Here is a 14,963-nt window from a genome sequence, read left to right as displayed (position 1 = left end):
GTCGCCGCCTGCGCCGCCGGCCGCACCCTCCGACATCAGCGCTAGCGTCGATATTTCGTCGAAGAACATGAACCCGCCGAAGTACCCGCCGGCTGCATTCCGGTCGGGCGCGCAGGGTGAGGTGATCCTGATCATCGATGTCGATGCCAGTGGTAACGTCACGAACGTTGCCGTCGAGAAATCCAGCCGCAACCGCGACCTGGACCGCGCCGCCATGGAAGCAGCGCGCAAGTGGCGGTTCAATGCCGCTGTCGTCAATGGACAGAAGACCGCCGGCCGCGTCCGCGTCCCGGTCAACTTCGCGCTGAACTGATACAAAGGTTGCGCGGACCGGCGCACCGCCGGTCCGCAAACCCTGTCTACTCTTTGCACCACCCTCATCACCACCACACACAACAAAGGTAAGCGTCATGCTGCAGGAAATTTTCATCGCCGCTGCTGCGGGGGGCAACAACGCATCGAACGCCCTGTCGCAGATGGGCTTCGAGCACCTGATCACCGAAATGACCTCCAAGCCGGGTGACTTCGCCGTCTCCTGGGTGGTGCTCATCACCCTGATCATCATGTCCGCCTCGTCCTGGTACTGGACGATCATCAACATCTTCCGCGCCACCCGTCTGAAGAGCCAGGCCGACCGCGTCACCAGCCTGTTCTGGGACACCCCGAACGCCCAGGACGCCATCCGTGCGATGGAAGAGCAGCCGGCCTCCGAGCCGTTCTCGAAGATCGCCCTGGACGCCGCGCAGGCCGCCGCGCACCACCAGCGCGCCGAAGCCGGCACCGGCACCGGCCTGGGCGAGACCCTGAGCCGTTCGGAGTTCGTCGACCGCGCCCTGCGTCAGGCCGTAACCCGCGAAAGCACCAAGCTGCAGTCGGGCATGACCCTGCTGGCGACCGTCGGTGCGACCGCGCCGTTCGTCGGTCTGCTGGGTACGGTGTGGGGCATCTACGGCGCGCTGATCAAGATCGGTGCCACCGGCTCCGCCTCGATCGACGCCGTGGCCGGCCCGGTCGGTGAAGCGCTGATCATGACCGCGATCGGTCTGTTCGTCGCGATCCCGGCCGTGTTCGCCTTCAACTTCTTCAGCAAGGTCAACAGCTCGGTGATCGCCAAATTCGACACCTTCGCTCACGACCTGCACGACTTCTTCGCCACCGGTTCGCGCGTTCGCTGATCCCGGCTAAGTCGTCCACGCAACGTTAACGGAGCCCGTTATGGCTTTCAGTAGTGGTAACAGCGGCGGCCCCATGGCCGACATCAACGTCACGCCCCTCGTGGACGTGATGCTGGTGCTGCTGATCATCTTCATCATCACGGCACCGCTGATGTCCCACAAGGTCAAGGTGGAACTGCCCCAAGCCAACTTGAAGCAGGATCCGGACAAGGACGACAAGCGTCCGAATCCGATCACCCTGGCGGTCAAGGAGGATGGGTCGCTGTACTGGAACGATGAGCCGATTTCCAAGGAAGCCCTGGAGTCGCGCTTCTCGACCGCTGCACAGCAGACCCCGCAGCCGCCGCTCAACCTGCGTGGCGACCGCACCACCAAGATGCGCACGATCAACGAGATCACCAAGATCGCGCAGAGTCAGGGCATGCTGGACGTCGGCTTCGTTGCGACCAAAGAGAAGGGGAACTGAGCCATGGCGTTCAGCTCAGGAGGCGGCCGTGGTCCCATGGCCGACATCAACGTCACGCCGCTGGTCGACGTGATGCTGGTGCTGTTGATCATCTTCATCGTGACCGCGCCGATCATGACGTACCCGATCGACGTGGATCTGCCGCAGCGGGTCATCAACCCGCCGCCGCAGTTGCGCGATCCGCCGCCGCCGATCGATCTGCGGATCGATGCGTCGAACCAGGTGTTCTGGAACAACAGCCCGGTGGCGGTGAGTGCGCTCCCGCAGATGATGGAAAACGAAGTCCAGCGCGATCCGACCAACCAGCCGGAACTGCGCATCGATGCCAATCCGGATTCCGAGTACGAAGTGATGGCCAAGGTGCTGGCCGCCGCCAAGAACTCGGACATGAAGAAGATCGGCTTCGTGCAGCAATAAGCTTCACCGCAATTCGCTTCACCGCTACACCTCAGTCATGACGCGACTGCAAACGCCACCGGCAACGGTGGCGTTTTTTTGTGCGTGCACGGTTGGCTGCACTGCCCGTTGCGACGATGTCCGCCGTCGGCCTGGCGTGTGGCGTGACGTGCCGTCCAGCGTCGCTGGACGCCCCGCGCGTTCGCCCCCCTCCTGACCTGAGCGACTGGACGCTCCGCGGTGCCAAGCCGAAGCACGTCCGGCTGTCGCCCCCCTCGCGCACCGCCGCGACACGGGTGTAGGCTGGTGACGCGACACCACACCCACAGGAGGCTGGCCATGGCGTTCAGTGCTGCAGGGAATCGGGGACCGCTGGCGGAGATCAATGTCACCCCGCTGGTCGATGTGATGCTGGTGCTGTTGATCATCTTCATCGTCACCGCGCCGATGCTGACGCGGACGATCGCCATGGACCTGCCGCAGCGGACGCCGGCACTGTCCAGGCCCTTGCCGCCACCGGACCCGATCCAGTTGCGCCTGGACGCCAGTGGCCAGTTGTTCTGGAATGCCGCGCCGCTGGCCTTGCGCGATCTGCAGCCCCGGCTGCAGGAAGCGATGGCGCAGGCGGCCGGCAATCCGCCCGAACTGCGCATCGATGCCAGCCCGGACGCCGACTACGAGGCCATGGCCAAGGTGCTGGCGGCGGCCAAGAACGCCGACGTCCAGCGCATCGGCTTCGTGCAGTAACAGGCGGTCTGTGGTGCGACGCCACCATTGCCGGTGGCGTCGCGTGCGTCGGGAACTCGCGCGTTTCCGCTTGCGGGAGGCAGCGAACGCCCAGGTTGATCGGATTGCGCCGATCGCGACAACCTTAGCTACACGCGATCGCTGCGCCCGCGACGCGGGCAAGTTCCAGGGAGCCAGGCCGCGCTGCTGGCCTGGCTCAGCGTGCCCCGGCCAGCACCGCCAGATACGCCTTCACCGTGGCGTCGAGCCCGGCGTAGAGCGCCTCGCCGATCAGCGCGTGGCCGATTGACACTTCCAGCACCTGCGGCACCGTCTCCAGGAACGCGCCGAGATTGGCCTGGGCCAGATCGTGGCCGGCGTTGACGCCGAGCCCGGCAGCCTGCGCGCGGCGTGCGGCAGCAGCGAACGGCGCGGCCGCCGCACTGTCGCCCTGCTCCCATGCGGCGGCATAGGGACCGGTGTACAACTCGATGCGGTCGGCGCCCAGCTCGGCCGCCACCGCCAGATCCGGGTTGTCGGCATCGACGAACAGGCTGACCCGACAGCCCAGGGCTTTCAGTTCGGCGATCAGCGGGCGCAGGCGGTCGCTGTCCCGGCCGAAGTCGAAGCCATGGTCGGAGGTGAGTTGGCTGTCGCCGTCGGGCACCAGGGTGGCCTGCGCTGGACGCGTCTGCGCGCACAGCGCGATCAGTCCCGGATAGCCGGGACGCGGCGGCGCGAACGGGTTGCCCTCGATGTTGAATTCGACGCCGCGCTCGCGGGTCAGTTCGGCCAGCGCCAGCACGTCCTCGGCATGGATGTGGCGCCGGTCCGGGCGCGGGTGCACGGTGATGCCGTGCGCGCCGGCGTCCAGGCAGGCACGCGCGGCGTCGAGCACGCTGGGCAGGTCGCCGCCGCGCGAATTGCGCAGCACCGCGATCTTGTTGACGTTGACGCTCAGCTTGGTCATCGCCGGCGAACCGCTTACGGTGCCGCGGCGTCGTCGCTGGCGGCGGCCGCGGCGCGGCGCGCCTCGGCCTGCTCGCGCAGGCGGCGCAGTTCGGCCGGGTCGATCATCGGCATCGCGTCGCGCTGGCTGGCGTCGCCGATCTTGGCCACGTACCAGCCGCGCGCCCAGGCCAGCAGAAAGGCCAGCGCGGCCAGCAGGCTCACCACCAGCAACCACATGTGCGGCGTCGTGAACGCCAGAACGAAAGCACCCAGCGCGAGCGGCAGAAAGAGCCAGTACATGACGATCTCCCCAAGGATGGCGCAGTGTAGCGCCGCCGGGCGTGCCGGTTCCACGTGGCACCGCGGCCGGCGTGCACCGCTCCTGGCGCCGGGGCGCCGCGCTTACAGCAGCGGCGAGGTCAGCCGCGCCACCGCCTCCGGCAGCCGGTAGCGCCACAGCGAGCGCTTGCGGTCGTCGCGCACGCGCACCGCGTCGGCCATCTCGCCTTCCAGCAGCTCGGCCAGCTGCCGGGTCAGCCCGCGGTCGCGGAACAGCGTGGCGACCTCGAAATTGAGCCGGAAACTGCGGTTGTCGAAGTTGGCGCTGCCGACCAGGCACAGGTCCTCGTCGGTGATCAACGCCTTGGTATGCAGCATGCGCGGGCCGTACTCGTAGATCCGCACGCCGGCCTGCAGCAGTTCGTCGAAGTAGGAGCGCGCGGCCAAGGTCACCAGCCGCGAGTCGCTGCGCTTGGGCACCAGCAGGCGCACGTCCAGCCCGCCCAGCGCCGCCGAGGTCAGCGCCATGCGCGCGGCCTCGCCCGGCACGAAGTACGGCGTGACCAGCCACACCCGCCGTTGCGCCTCGTGGATCGCCGCCACCTGCAGGCGATGGATGCTCTCCCACGATGAATCCGGCCCCGACACCAGCACCTGCGCCTGGATCGTGCCGGCATCGCGGCTGGGCATGTCGCTGGGCCAGATCCGCGCCATGTCGAAGGCGTCGCGGCCCTGGCGGGTGGCGTACAGCCAGTCCTCCACGAACACCAGCTGCAGGCTGCGCACCACGTGGCCTTCGCAGCGCAGGTGCAGGTCGCGGTAGGCGTCGGCGCGCAGCGCCTCGTTCTCCTCGTCGGTGACGTTGATGCCGCCGGTGAAGGCGATGCGGCCGTCGATCACCACGATCTTGCGGTGGGTGCGCAGGTTGACCCAGGGCCGCTTGAACTTGAACGGCCGCAGCAACTGGGTGGGATGGAACCAGGCCACCTCGGCGCCGGCCTCCAGCAGTGGCCGCAGGAAGCGCTTGCGCACCTGCGAGGAGCCGACCGCATCCAGCAGCAGGCGCACCCGAACCCCGGCGCGAGCGCGCTCGACCAGCGCGTCGCGGATGCGCGTGCCGGTGCGGTCGGGATTGAAGATGTAGTACTCCAGGTGCACATGGTGCTGCGCGGCGCCGATGTCGCGCAGGATCGCCTCGTAGGTAGCGGCGCCGTCGACCAGCCACTGCACCGCGGTGGCCGAACTCGGCGCCAGGCCGGTGGTGGCCTGGGCGATCTTGGCCAGCTCGGTGCAGTCGGCGTCGGGTGGGCAGACGCTGCTGTAGTGCTCCATGCCCGAGCGCGAGCGGCCGCGGCGCAGGCGCTGCCGTTTCACCTTCTGCGGGCCCAGCAGGTAGTAGATGACGAAGCCCAGGTAGGGCAAGGCGGCCAGCGACAGCACCCAGCTCAGCGTCGCCGCCGGCTCGCGTTTCTGCAGCACGATCCAGCCGCTCAGCCACAGGATGTACAGCAGGTAGGCGGCGGTGAGGTAGGCGCCGATGTGCGGGATGCCGGTCAGCCGGTCCCAGGTGTTCTGCAGAGTCGCGATCACGAGCATCGGCGGATTCTAGAGGGTGACGCGGAGGTTGCGGCGAAGGCGATGCCGGCCCGGCACCGCGGCGACCGCCCGGATCGCGTGGGTTTGCTGTCTGGCGCGCTGGCAGCCATCCGCTCTGCGACCCTGCGCTGCACTGCGGGTGCATGACAGCAGGCGTTCGCGGCAACCGGGTGACGCCAAGGCGAGGGCGTTCGCGTGCGCCCGCGACGAGGCCCCGGTTCGGCGAATGGCAGCGTCATCGCCGAAGAGCGACAGGTCGCCGGCCCGCCGTGGAACGTCGATCTGCTGCGCCGCCGTGCGCAACGGGCGGAGATGAGCCACGCTGCCTGCGTGGCCTGAAAGATTCAGCGCCGCCGTCGGTGCCGTCGCATCCGCCGAGACGCCTGCCGCGTAGCCTATGCCGATGAGCATCGCCATCAAGGGCCGCGGCGCCGGCAGCCATTTGCCGGGCCGCTTCGAACGGACCGTCAGCCAGGCCGAGGACGACGGCTGGCACCCCGACGACAGCGAGGAATTCGCCGCCCCGCGCCTGCGCACCCAGGTGAGCGAGGAGACCGCACGCAGCATCATCAGCCGCAACCAGTCGCCGGACGTGGGGTTCGCGCAGTCGGTGAACCCGTACCGCGGCTGCGAGCACGGCTGCAGCTACTGCTTCGCCCGCCCCAGCCACGCCTATCTGAACCTGTCGCCGGGGCTGGATTTCGAGACGCGCCTGTTCGCCAAGACCAATGCCCCGGAGCTGCTGCGCCGTGAGCTGGCCAAGCCCGGCTACGTGCCCAGCCCGATCGCGCTGGGCATCAACACCGACGCCTACCAGCCGATCGAGCGCAAGCTACAGCTGACCCGGCGCCTGATCGAGGTCTTCGCCGAAACCCGCCACCCGTTTTCGCTGATCACCAAGAACGCGCTGGTCGAGCGCGACCTGGACCTGCTGGCGCCGCTGGCCCGCGACAACCTGGTCAGCGTGCACTTCTCGGTGACCTCGCTGGATCCACGGCTGTCGGCCAGGCTGGAGCCGCGCGCCTCGGCCCCGCACGCGCGACTGCGCGCGATGCGCACCCTGCATGAGGCCGGTGTCCCGGTCGGGGTGATGGTGGCGCCGGTGATCCCGTGGATCAACGACCATGCGCTGGAAGCGGTGCTGGAGGCGGCCCGCGAGGCCGGCGCCGAGTCCGCCGGCTACGTGCTGCTGCGCCTGCCGCATGAAGTGGCGCCGCTGTTCCGCGATTGGTTGCAGGCGCACCATCCCGACCGCGCCGCGCACGTGATGAGCACGGTGCAGCAACTGCGCGGCGGCAAGGACTACGACAGCACCTTCGGCAAGCGCATGCGCGGCGAAGGGGTCTACGCCGACCTGCTGGCGCGGCGCTTCGCGCTGGCGCACAAGCGGCTGGGCTATGCCGAGTCCCCGCGTCGCCGCCTGGACTGCAGCCACTTCGTCAAACCGCAGCCGCCGCGCCCGCCGTCGCCGCAGGGTGTGTTGTTTTGAGCGGGGATTGGGGATTCGGGATTGGGGATTCGCAATGGGGCAGGGATTCGGAATTCGGGATTGGGGATTAGCAAGAGCGGCGCGTCGCGGCGGCCCGACGCAGCCACTGCAATTCAGCCACCAAGAAAGCAGCTTTTACGAATCCCCAATCCCCACTCCCGAATCCCTGCTTTTGACGAATCCCCATTCCCCATTCCCTATTCCCTGCCGTAAAGCGCCTGCGCCGACTGGAACAGGATCCAGCTCGTCGCGATGAACTTGTCGCCGCGTTGCGGGCGGTTGCCGCGGTGGGTGTGGGTGAAGGCGGTCGGGGCGATCAGCAGGCTGCCGGCGCGCGGGACGATCTTGCGCTGCTGGAACAGGAACTCGGTCTCGCCCTCGTCGAAATCGTCGTTGAGGTACAGGGTCCACAGCAGGTGCCGGTGCAGGGTCTCGGCACTCGGATCGCGCGGGTACAGTTCGCAGTGCCAGTACGGGTAGCCGCCCTCGCCCGCTTCGTACCACTGCAGGTTGATCGCGCCCGGGCGCAGGCAGGTGCGCGCCAGGTTGGACAGCGCGGCGTCGTCGAGCAGGGCGAAATCGTCGGCGCCGAGCCGGTGCGGCTGGCCGTCGGCGCCGGGCACCTGCAGCATCAGCGGCGAGATCAGGGTCTGCGGGTACTTGCGCAGGTAGCCGAGCAGCCCGCCGAACACGGCCTGCTGCAGCCGCTGTTCCACGTCGCGCCACGGTTCCAGGCCGCTGATGCGCAGGTCGCGGCTGCGCTTGAGCTCGGGAAACACGCCGCTGCCGACCTCGCCGGGCCGCAACTGGGTGCTGCCGCGCAGGCGGCGCAGGATGGCGGCGCAGTCCTCGCGGGACATGGCGCCATCGAACACTTCGATGAAATCGGGATGCAGGTCGGACATCGCGCGACCTTACCAGCGATTTCGCAGGGTTGCAGCCGCAGCGCAGCGGCTCCGTGCCACTGGCGCTCCGACGCGGCGGAACGCTCAGGCCAGCGGCGGTGGGTACGGATTGGCCTTGAGCAGGCGCGCCAGGTGCGCGGCGTTGCTGGCGGCGGTCTTGATGGTGTCGGCCAGCACCTTCGGCGTCTGTTTCAGATCCTGGTAGTCGGTGCTGCCCATCGCCTCGCCGACCCAGTACGGCGGGCTGCCGGCGGCGACGCTGAAACCGAAGTCGGTCAGCCCCTGGTAGAGATCGGCGCTGACCTTGTGCGCGCCATCCTCGTTGCCCACCACCGCGACCATGGCCACGCGGTTGAAGGTCGGATACACGCCGTCGTCGCCGATTTCGCCGAGAAACGCATCCATGCGCTCCAGGACGCGCTGCGCCAGGCTCGACGGATGGCCGACCCAGATCGGTGTGGCCAGCACGAAGATGTCTGCATCCAGCACGCGCTGGCGCAGCTGCGGCCAGGCATCGCCGTCGCCTTCGTCGGCACGTACGCCGGGGCGCACGTCGAAGTCGGCCACACGCGCCGAATCGCCCTGCACGCCGTGCGCGGCCAGTGCCTGCAGGATCTGATCCAGCAGGCGCTGGGTGGACGAGGGCGCAGTGCCGCGCTTGAGCGAGCAGTTCAGGCCGAAGGCGCGCAGGGACATGGTCCGACTCCGTCAGTAAAACCTCACTGTGGATCGGGCGCGATGGGCCTGACGTCGCGATGGCGTGCAAGGGTCGTGAGCGCTGCGGCACCGCAAACACGCAGCGAGCGCGGTCCGCGTGGCCTTGAGATCGGCCTGGGCGATAGCGGTTCGCCGCCGCGATCGCCCCATCGCGCACCGACCAGGCGTGCGGGCGCTGTCGGTGGCTAGGAGCGCTTGGATGACCCGGGCGTGCCGCGGATCGCGATGCCCAACAGCGCCAGCCACACCGCCAGCGCCAGCAGGGTCGGCAGCTCGAAGCGGCTGGAGTTGTACAGGGTGAAGCTGCGGGCGGCGAAGAACAGCAGCGTCCACAGCGCCAGGTTGACCAGCACGATCCGCCGCCGCCAGCGGTGGCGGGTGAACAGCGCGATGACCGTGGGCATCAGCGCGACCGGTGCGGTGGCGAAGAAGAACAACACGACGAGGGTCTGGTTCATGGGGTTCCTCCCGCCCGGGACGACCAGGTGCACGCGACGACCGCCGGCGATCAACGCGCTCTGCTGGCGCCGGACGCCGCTACCCTACCGCAGTCGAGCCGTCGTGCAGTGTCCGCCGGCCTGATCCGTTCGATTTTCATCCGTGTCGTTCGCCACTGCCGGCGCAACGCGGAGCGCATGCGGCCGTGCTAGAAATAGCCGCCCTGCGCTTCCTGCCAGATCCGGTAGCCCTCGAGTTCTTCCTCGGTTACCGAGGACTGCTGGACAAAATGAAGATCCCAACCAGCGAAAGAGGCTCTGGAGATCGGGAGGTGGCCCATGCCCAAGGGTTCATCATCGTGTCGATTGTCGCCAGCGAGATATAGGGTGGACGTGTCGACCGCTTTGGGCGGCACTGAGTAAACGTTGCTGTAGACGCGCACATGTACGCCATCCGCGTCCAGCTTGAGGATCTTGAGCAATACGTAGCCACCCTCCTGCCGACTGGTCGCGTAGAGGCCTCCCTCCCGCCACGAGTCGGCTGCCGCCGGGGAAGCGGCGGCAAATAGTGCGAAGAGGGCGGCAAGCCATCGTTTGAGCATGTTAGGTCTCCTGACACCTGATTGGCTGCAATGTGCGCTGCGTGGCAGCGTGCACGCAGCGACTGGCTAGCCCAGCGTCTCACAGATCTGGAGGAATCGATTGGCATCGACGCCGCCGATCCGCTCGCTCCTCGCCTGAAGTACCACGGCGTCACCTCGCATCAGGCAAAACGCCTATGCGATGCCTTGCGCGGCAGACAGCGGCCGGATGAGAGCGAAGACGGAGCAACGTCCTGCCCGCGCCGCCGACCAAGGCGCCGCTCAGCCATTCGACGCGTCGTGCTCCAGGTGATACCGCACCGCCTCGGCCACTTCGTTCTTCGAGCCCAGGAACACCGGCACGCGCTGGTGCAGTTGCTCCGGCTGCAGGCCGAGGATGCGTGCGCGGCCGGTGCTGGCGGCGCCGCCGGCCTGCTCCACCAGCATGCCCATCGGGTTGGCTTCGTACATCAGCCGCAGCTTGCCGGCCTTGCCCGGGTCTTTCTTGTCCCAGGGATAGATGAAGATGCCGCCGCGGGTGAGGATGCGGTGCACGTCGGCGACCATGCTGGCGATCCAGCGCATGTTGAAGTTCTTGCCGCGCACGCCCTCGCTGCCGGCCAGCAGGTCGGCCACGTACTGCTGCATCGGCGCTTCCCAGTGGCGCTGGTTGGACATGTTGATCGCGAACTCGGCGGTGTCCTCGGGGATGCGCATGTCGGCCTGGGTCAGCAGGAAGCTGCCCTCCTCGCGCTCCAGGGTGAAGGCGTGGGTGCCGTGGCCCAGGGTCAGCACCAGCATCGTGCTGGGGCCGTAGATGCAGTAGCCGGCGGCGACCTGCGCGGTGCCCGGCTGCAGGAAGTGCTCGTCGCCGGGCTTGTCGGTGCCTGGGGGCGCGCGCAGCACCGAGAAGATGGTGCCGACCGAGACGTTGACGTCGATGTTGGAGCTGCCGTCCAGCGGATCGAACAGCAGCAGGAAATCGCCGCTGGGGTACTTGTCGGGCACCGGCTGGCAGTGGTCCATCTCTTCCGAAGCGCAGGCGGCGAGGTGGCCGCCCCAGGCGTTGGCTTCGAGCAGGATGTCGTTGCTGAGCACGTCCAGCTTCTTCTGCGCTTCGCCCTGCACGTTGCCGGTGCCGGCATCGCCGAGCACGCCGCCGAGAGCGCCCTTGCTGACCGCGATGGAGATGCGCTTGCAGGCGCGGGACACGATCGTGATGAGCTGGCGCAGCTCCGGGCCGATACGCCCGGCATGCTGTTCTTCGATCAGGAAGCGGGTCAGCGACGTTCGCGACATGGGCAGGACGGCCTTGCGTGAGAAGGGGCCGCCATTGTCGCGGGTTGCGCGGTAGATTTCGATCAATGGTGTTTCGCGACCATGCCGGCGCGGGCCGACACGGCCCCCATGCAGGCACAAAAAAGCCGGAAGCGCAGGCGCTTCCGGCTCGGTGCGGGACCGCGGGGCTCAGCCCTTGTGCACGGTCGCCACGGCCTGGGTCACGTAGTCCAGGTTCTTCTGGCTCAGCGCGGCCACGCAGATGCGGCCGGTACCGACCGCGTAGATGCCGAACTCCTCGCGCAGCCGGTCCACCTGCGCCTTGCTCAGGCCCGAGTAGGAGAACATGCCGGCCTGCTGCTGGATGAAGCCGAACTCCGGCGCGCCGAGGGCGGCCAGCTTCTGCACCATGCCGGCGCGCAGGGCGTGGATGCGCTCGCGCATCTCGGTCAGTTCCTGCTCCCACATCGCGCGCAGTTCGGGGCTGTTGAGCACCCCGGCGACCAGCGCGGCGCCGTGCGTGGACGGGCTGGAGTAGATGGTGCGGATGATGCGCTTGACCTGCGACTGCACCGCCTTGCTCTCGGCAGCATTCGCCGAGACCACCGACAGCGCGCCGACGCGCTCGCCGTACAGCGAGAACGACTTGGAGTAGGAACTGGCGACCACGTAGTTGTCGATGCCGACCTCGGCCAGCAGGCGCACCGCGTAGGCGTCGGCGTCGATGCCCTTGTCGAAGCCCTGGTAGGCGATGTCCACGAACGGGAACAGGTTGCGTTCCTTCAGCAGCTCGGCCACGGTGCGCCACTGCGCCTGGCTCAGGTCGGCGCCGGTCGGGTTGTGGCAGCACGCGTGCAGCAGCACCACGCTGCCGGGGGCGAGCTGGCGCAGGTCGGCGAGCATGCCGTCGAAGTTCAGGCCGTGGCTGGCCGGATCGAAATAGGTGTACTCGACCACGTCGAAGCCAGCGGCACCGAACACGGCGCGGTGGTTCTCCCAGCTCGGGTTGCTGATGGCGATGGTGGAGGTGGACAGCAGCTTCTTCAGCAGGTCCGCGCCCACCCGCAGCGCACCGCTGCCGCCGATGGTCTGCGAGGTGGCGACGCGGCCGGCGGCCAGCAGCGGCGACTCGGCGCCGAACAGCAGCTTCTGCGTGGCCAGGTCGTAGGCCGGCAGGCCGTCGATCGGCAGGTAGCCGCGCGGCCTGGCGTCCTGCGCCAGCTGCTGCTCGATCTGCTGCACCGCGCGCAGCAGCGGGATGCGGCCGTTTTCGTCGTAGTAGATGCCCACGCCCAGGTTGACCTTGGTCGGGCGGGAGTCGGCGTTGTAGGCCTCGGTCAGGCCCAGGATCGGGTCGCCTGGGACCTGTTCCACGTTTGCAAAGAAGGACACGGCGGTACTCGTTCGGTGGCGGAGGTGGGGGCCGGAAGGACCGGAGCCGGCGCGGTCAAACACCTCATCCTAACAAACGCTGCCGCGCTTGGACGGGTGCGGCCGGGCGGCAGTTGGGCGATGATGGGCCATGTCATCTTCCCTGCCCTCCGCCCTGCTCTGCGGGGCCTGCGCCCTGGCGCTGTCGCCCCTGGTCCACGCCGCTCCCGGCGAGGATCCGGCCACCACCTTGCCAGTGCTCCAGGTCCAGGCCGCCCGCGTCGGCGGCGTGGCCGATTTCGACCTGCCGGCGTCGCTGACCACGACCGGCCTGGGCGACAGCGACCGCCTCGGCATACAGGCGTCCGAGGCGCTGGTCGGGGTGCCCGGCCTGCTCGCGCGCGATCGCCAGAACTATGCGCAGGACACCCAGCTGTCGATCCGCGGCTTCGGCGCGCGCTCGGCGTTCGGCGTACGCGGCGTTCGCCTGCTGCTGGACGGCATCCCGGCGACGATGCCGGATGGCCAGGGCCAGCTGTCCAACTTCAACCTGTTCGGCAGCGAGCGCGTCGAGGTGCTGCGCGGGCCGTTCTCGGCGCTGTACGGCAACTCTTCCGGCGGCGTGGTGCAGCTGTGGAGCGCCGACGGCCAGCCGGACGATCCGTGGCGGCTGCGCAGTGCGATCGGCAGCCACGGCACCGCTGCCCTCAGCGCGCAGGCGCTGGGCCAGCAGGGGGACGTCCACTACAACCTGGCGGCCACCCATTTCAGCACCGACGGCTACCGCGACCACAGCCGCGCCCAGCGCACCACCTTCAACGCCAAGATCGGCATCGACCTGGCGCCCGGGCGGCGCCTGGACCTGCTGCTCAACGCGCTGGAGGCGCCCGATGCGCAGGATCCGCTGGGCCTGAGCCGCGCCCAGGTCGCCGCCGACCCGCGCCAGGCCACTGCCGCCGCCGGCCAGTTCGACACCCGCAAGTCCACCCGCCAGGTGCAGGCCGGCGCGATCTTCACCCAGCAGGTGGACCAGCAGACCTGGCGGCTGATGGGCTACGCCGGGCGCCGCGACGTCACCCAATACCTCTCGGTCCCGGTGGGCGCGCAGAGCAACCCGCTCAATGCCGGCGGCGTGATCGACCTGGACGGCGACTACGGCGGCCTCGACGCGCGCTGGGCCTGGCAGGGCGAACTGGGCGGCCGCCCGTTCCAGTTCACCGTCGGCGCCAATGCCGACCGCCAGCAACAGCACCGCACCGGCTACGAGAACTTCGTCGGCAGCACGCTGGGGGTGAAGGGTCGGCTGCGCCGCGACCAGCATGACCGGGTGGAGAACGTGGACCAGTTCGCCCAGGCCTGGTGGCAGTTCGCCGAGCGCTGGTCGCTGCTGGCCGGGCTGCGCCACAGCCAGGTGCGGTTCCGCTCGAACGACGCCTACATCGTCGGCCGCAATCCCGACGACAGCGGCCGCACCGACTATGCGGCGACCACGCCGGTGGCCGGGCTGGTGTTCCGCGTCACCGACGACCTGCGGCTCTACGCCTCGGCCGGGCGCGGGTTCGAGACCCCGACCTTCAACGAGCTGGGCTACCGCCGCGACGGCGGCGCCGGCCTGGCGCTGGACCTGGACGCCGCGCGCAGCCAGAACCTGGAACTGGGCGCGAAGTGGCGCAACGCCGCCGGCGCCCGTTGGGACGCGGCGCTGTTCCGCGCCACCACCGAGGACGAGCTGGCGGTGGCCAGCAACACCAACGGCCGCAGTACCTATCGCAACATCGGCCGCACCCGCCGCCAGGGCGCCGAGACCAGCGTGACCCTGCCGCTGGGCGCCAGTGCGCAACTGCAGGTGGCCTACACCTGGCTGCAGGCGACGGTGCGCCAGGCCTACCTGACCTGCGCCAGCAGCGGCTGCGCGACGCCGACCGCGGTGGTGGCCGCCGGCACGCGCCTGCCCGGCGTGCCGCAGCAGCAACTGTTCGCGCGCTGGCAGTGGCAGCCGCGCGCCTGGCAATTCGCGGTGGAGGGCGTGGCCGCCGGCGACACCGTGGTCAACGACCTGGCCAGCGAGGCCGCGCCCGGCTACGCCCTGCTCAACCTGGAAGCGGCGCGGCGCTGGACCACCGCGCACGGCACCCTGCGCACCTTCGCGCGCATCGACAACGCGTTCGATCGCCGCTACATCGGCTCGGTCATCGTCAACGACGGCAACGGCCGTTACTACGAGCCGGGCCCCGACCGCAGCTACACGGTCGGCTTGCAGTGGGACTTGCCGCACTAGCCGCGAACGCCTGCCGGTCGGGCTAGCTTTCGCTCGCGGCTGCGTGGCGAGGCGGCTGCGCACCCGCTTGGTTCTGGCGACCACTCGGCGATGGCCTGCCGCAGCTGTTCGCCGATGACGGTCGACGCGTCCATCAGCATCTGCACCCGTCGAACGACGGCAAGTGCGGGGCGCAGATGCAGCGCGAGGCGAACGCGATAGCGGCACTGCGGAAGAAGGCGCCTGGCAGCCGCGTGTGAAGCATCGGAGGCGATGCCGCGCCTGGCTTGAGCGAACGCCAGGTGCCGCGCGTCTACGCGCTGCGCCGCGCATGCAAGT

Annotated in this window: 17 protein-coding genes; 7 read left to right on the top strand and 10 right to left on the bottom strand. The window is 68.8% G+C overall.

Annotation, left to right across the window (positions count from 1 at the left end; all coding sequences use genetic code 11):
• The 5 genes from CEK66_RS09835 to CEK66_RS09815 all read left to right on the top strand — a co-directional run.
• Positions 1-313: energy transducer TonB (locus CEK66_RS09835; RefSeq protein ID WP_152236796.1), on the top strand; the 313-nt coding region annotated here is incomplete at its 5' end.
• Between the two features lie 97 nt (positions 314-410).
• Positions 411-1,175: a TonB-system energizer ExbB gene (gene exbB, locus CEK66_RS09830; protein WP_010340667.1), complete on the top strand. Its 765-nt coding sequence runs from the start codon at positions 411-413 to the stop codon at positions 1,173-1,175.
• 40 nt (positions 1,176-1,215) lie between these two features.
• Positions 1,216-1,641, top strand: coding sequence for a biopolymer transporter ExbD (locus CEK66_RS09825; protein WP_026144583.1), 426 nt, complete (start codon positions 1,216-1,218; stop codon positions 1,639-1,641).
• Between the two features lie 3 nt (positions 1,642-1,644).
• Positions 1,645-2,058, top strand: coding sequence for a biopolymer transporter ExbD (locus tag CEK66_RS09820; RefSeq protein WP_010340665.1), 414 nt, complete (start codon positions 1,645-1,647; stop codon positions 2,056-2,058).
• Between the two features lie 318 nt (positions 2,059-2,376).
• Complete coding sequence (locus tag CEK66_RS09815; RefSeq protein ID WP_017911271.1) at positions 2,377-2,784, top strand: biopolymer transporter ExbD; 408 nt, start codon at positions 2,377-2,379, stop codon at positions 2,782-2,784.
• A 196-nt stretch (positions 2,785-2,980) separates the two neighbouring features.
• On the opposite strand, the gene CEK66_RS09810 is transcribed toward CEK66_RS09815, so the two are convergent.
• The 4 genes from CEK66_RS09810 to CEK66_RS09795 all read right to left on the bottom strand — a co-directional run bounded on the left by CEK66_RS09810 (position 2,981) and on the right by CEK66_RS09795 (position 6,006).
• Positions 2,981-3,733: a pyridoxine 5'-phosphate synthase gene (locus tag CEK66_RS09810; protein ID WP_152236795.1), complete on the bottom strand. Its 753-nt coding sequence runs from the start codon at positions 3,731-3,733 to the stop codon at positions 2,981-2,983.
• 14 nt (positions 3,734-3,747) lie between these two features.
• The gene (locus CEK66_RS09805) at positions 3,748-4,014 is read right to left on the bottom strand and encodes a hypothetical protein (protein WP_010340662.1); all 267 of its coding nucleotides are present in this window, start codon (positions 4,012-4,014) and stop codon (positions 3,748-3,750) included.
• A gap of 102 nt (positions 4,015-4,116) precedes the next feature.
• Positions 4,117-5,589, bottom strand: coding sequence for a cardiolipin synthase (gene cls, locus CEK66_RS09800; RefSeq protein WP_152236794.1), 1,473 nt, complete (start codon positions 5,587-5,589; stop codon positions 4,117-4,119).
• Positions 5,590-5,598: 9 nt separating this feature from the next.
• Positions 5,599-6,006: a hypothetical protein gene (locus CEK66_RS09795; RefSeq protein WP_152236793.1), complete on the bottom strand. Its 408-nt coding sequence runs from the start codon at positions 6,004-6,006 to the stop codon at positions 5,599-5,601.
• Between CEK66_RS09795 and CEK66_RS09790 the strand changes: the two genes are divergently transcribed.
• Positions 5,993-7,078: a PA0069 family radical SAM protein gene (locus CEK66_RS09790; protein WP_152236792.1), complete on the top strand. Its 1,086-nt coding sequence runs from the start codon at positions 5,993-5,995 to the stop codon at positions 7,076-7,078. The two genes, CEK66_RS09795 and CEK66_RS09790, sit on opposite strands and share 14 nt — an antisense overlap.
• Positions 7,079-7,275: 197 nt before the next feature.
• On the opposite strand, the gene CEK66_RS09785 is transcribed toward CEK66_RS09790, so the two are convergent.
• The 6 genes from CEK66_RS09785 to CEK66_RS09760 form a co-directional block, all read right to left on the bottom strand.
• Entirely contained in the window at positions 7,276-7,983 is a 708-nt protein-coding gene (locus CEK66_RS09785) for a 2OG-Fe(II) oxygenase (protein ID WP_017911286.1), read from the bottom strand.
• A gap of 84 nt (positions 7,984-8,067) precedes the next feature.
• Positions 8,068-8,679: an NAD(P)H-dependent oxidoreductase gene (locus tag CEK66_RS09780; protein ID WP_152236791.1), complete on the bottom strand. Its 612-nt coding sequence runs from the start codon at positions 8,677-8,679 to the stop codon at positions 8,068-8,070.
• A 206-nt stretch (positions 8,680-8,885) separates the two neighbouring features.
• Entirely contained in the window at positions 8,886-9,158 is a 273-nt protein-coding gene (locus CEK66_RS09775) for a hypothetical protein (protein ID WP_017910082.1), read from the bottom strand.
• A 188-nt stretch (positions 9,159-9,346) separates the two neighbouring features.
• Positions 9,347-9,739: a hypothetical protein gene (locus tag CEK66_RS09770; protein ID WP_152236790.1), complete on the bottom strand. Its 393-nt coding sequence runs from the start codon at positions 9,737-9,739 to the stop codon at positions 9,347-9,349.
• A gap of 261 nt (positions 9,740-10,000) precedes the next feature.
• The gene (locus CEK66_RS09765; protein ID WP_152236789.1) at positions 10,001-11,017 is read right to left on the bottom strand and encodes a class 1 fructose-bisphosphatase; all 1,017 of its coding nucleotides are present in this window, start codon (positions 11,015-11,017) and stop codon (positions 10,001-10,003) included.
• Positions 11,018-11,185: 168 nt separating this feature from the next.
• Positions 11,186-12,388, bottom strand: a complete 1,203-nt coding sequence (locus CEK66_RS09760) for an amino acid aminotransferase (protein ID WP_026144580.1) — start codon at positions 12,386-12,388, stop codon at positions 11,186-11,188.
• Between the two features lie 130 nt (positions 12,389-12,518).
• Between CEK66_RS09760 and CEK66_RS09755 the strand changes: the two genes are divergently transcribed.
• Complete coding sequence (locus CEK66_RS09755) at positions 12,519-14,645, top strand: TonB-dependent receptor (RefSeq protein WP_193312613.1); 2,127 nt, start codon at positions 12,519-12,521, stop codon at positions 14,643-14,645.
• Positions 14,646-14,963: the final 318 nt, after the last annotated feature.

Origin of the sequence: Xanthomonas sp. LMG 12460, from assembly GCF_009192895.1 — a bacterium.
Taxonomy (GTDB): Bacteria; Pseudomonadota; Gammaproteobacteria; order Xanthomonadales; family Xanthomonadaceae; genus Xanthomonas_A; species Xanthomonas_A sontii.
Note: the sequence above shows the minus strand (reverse complement) of the source record. Positions and strands in the feature narration are given on the sequence as shown.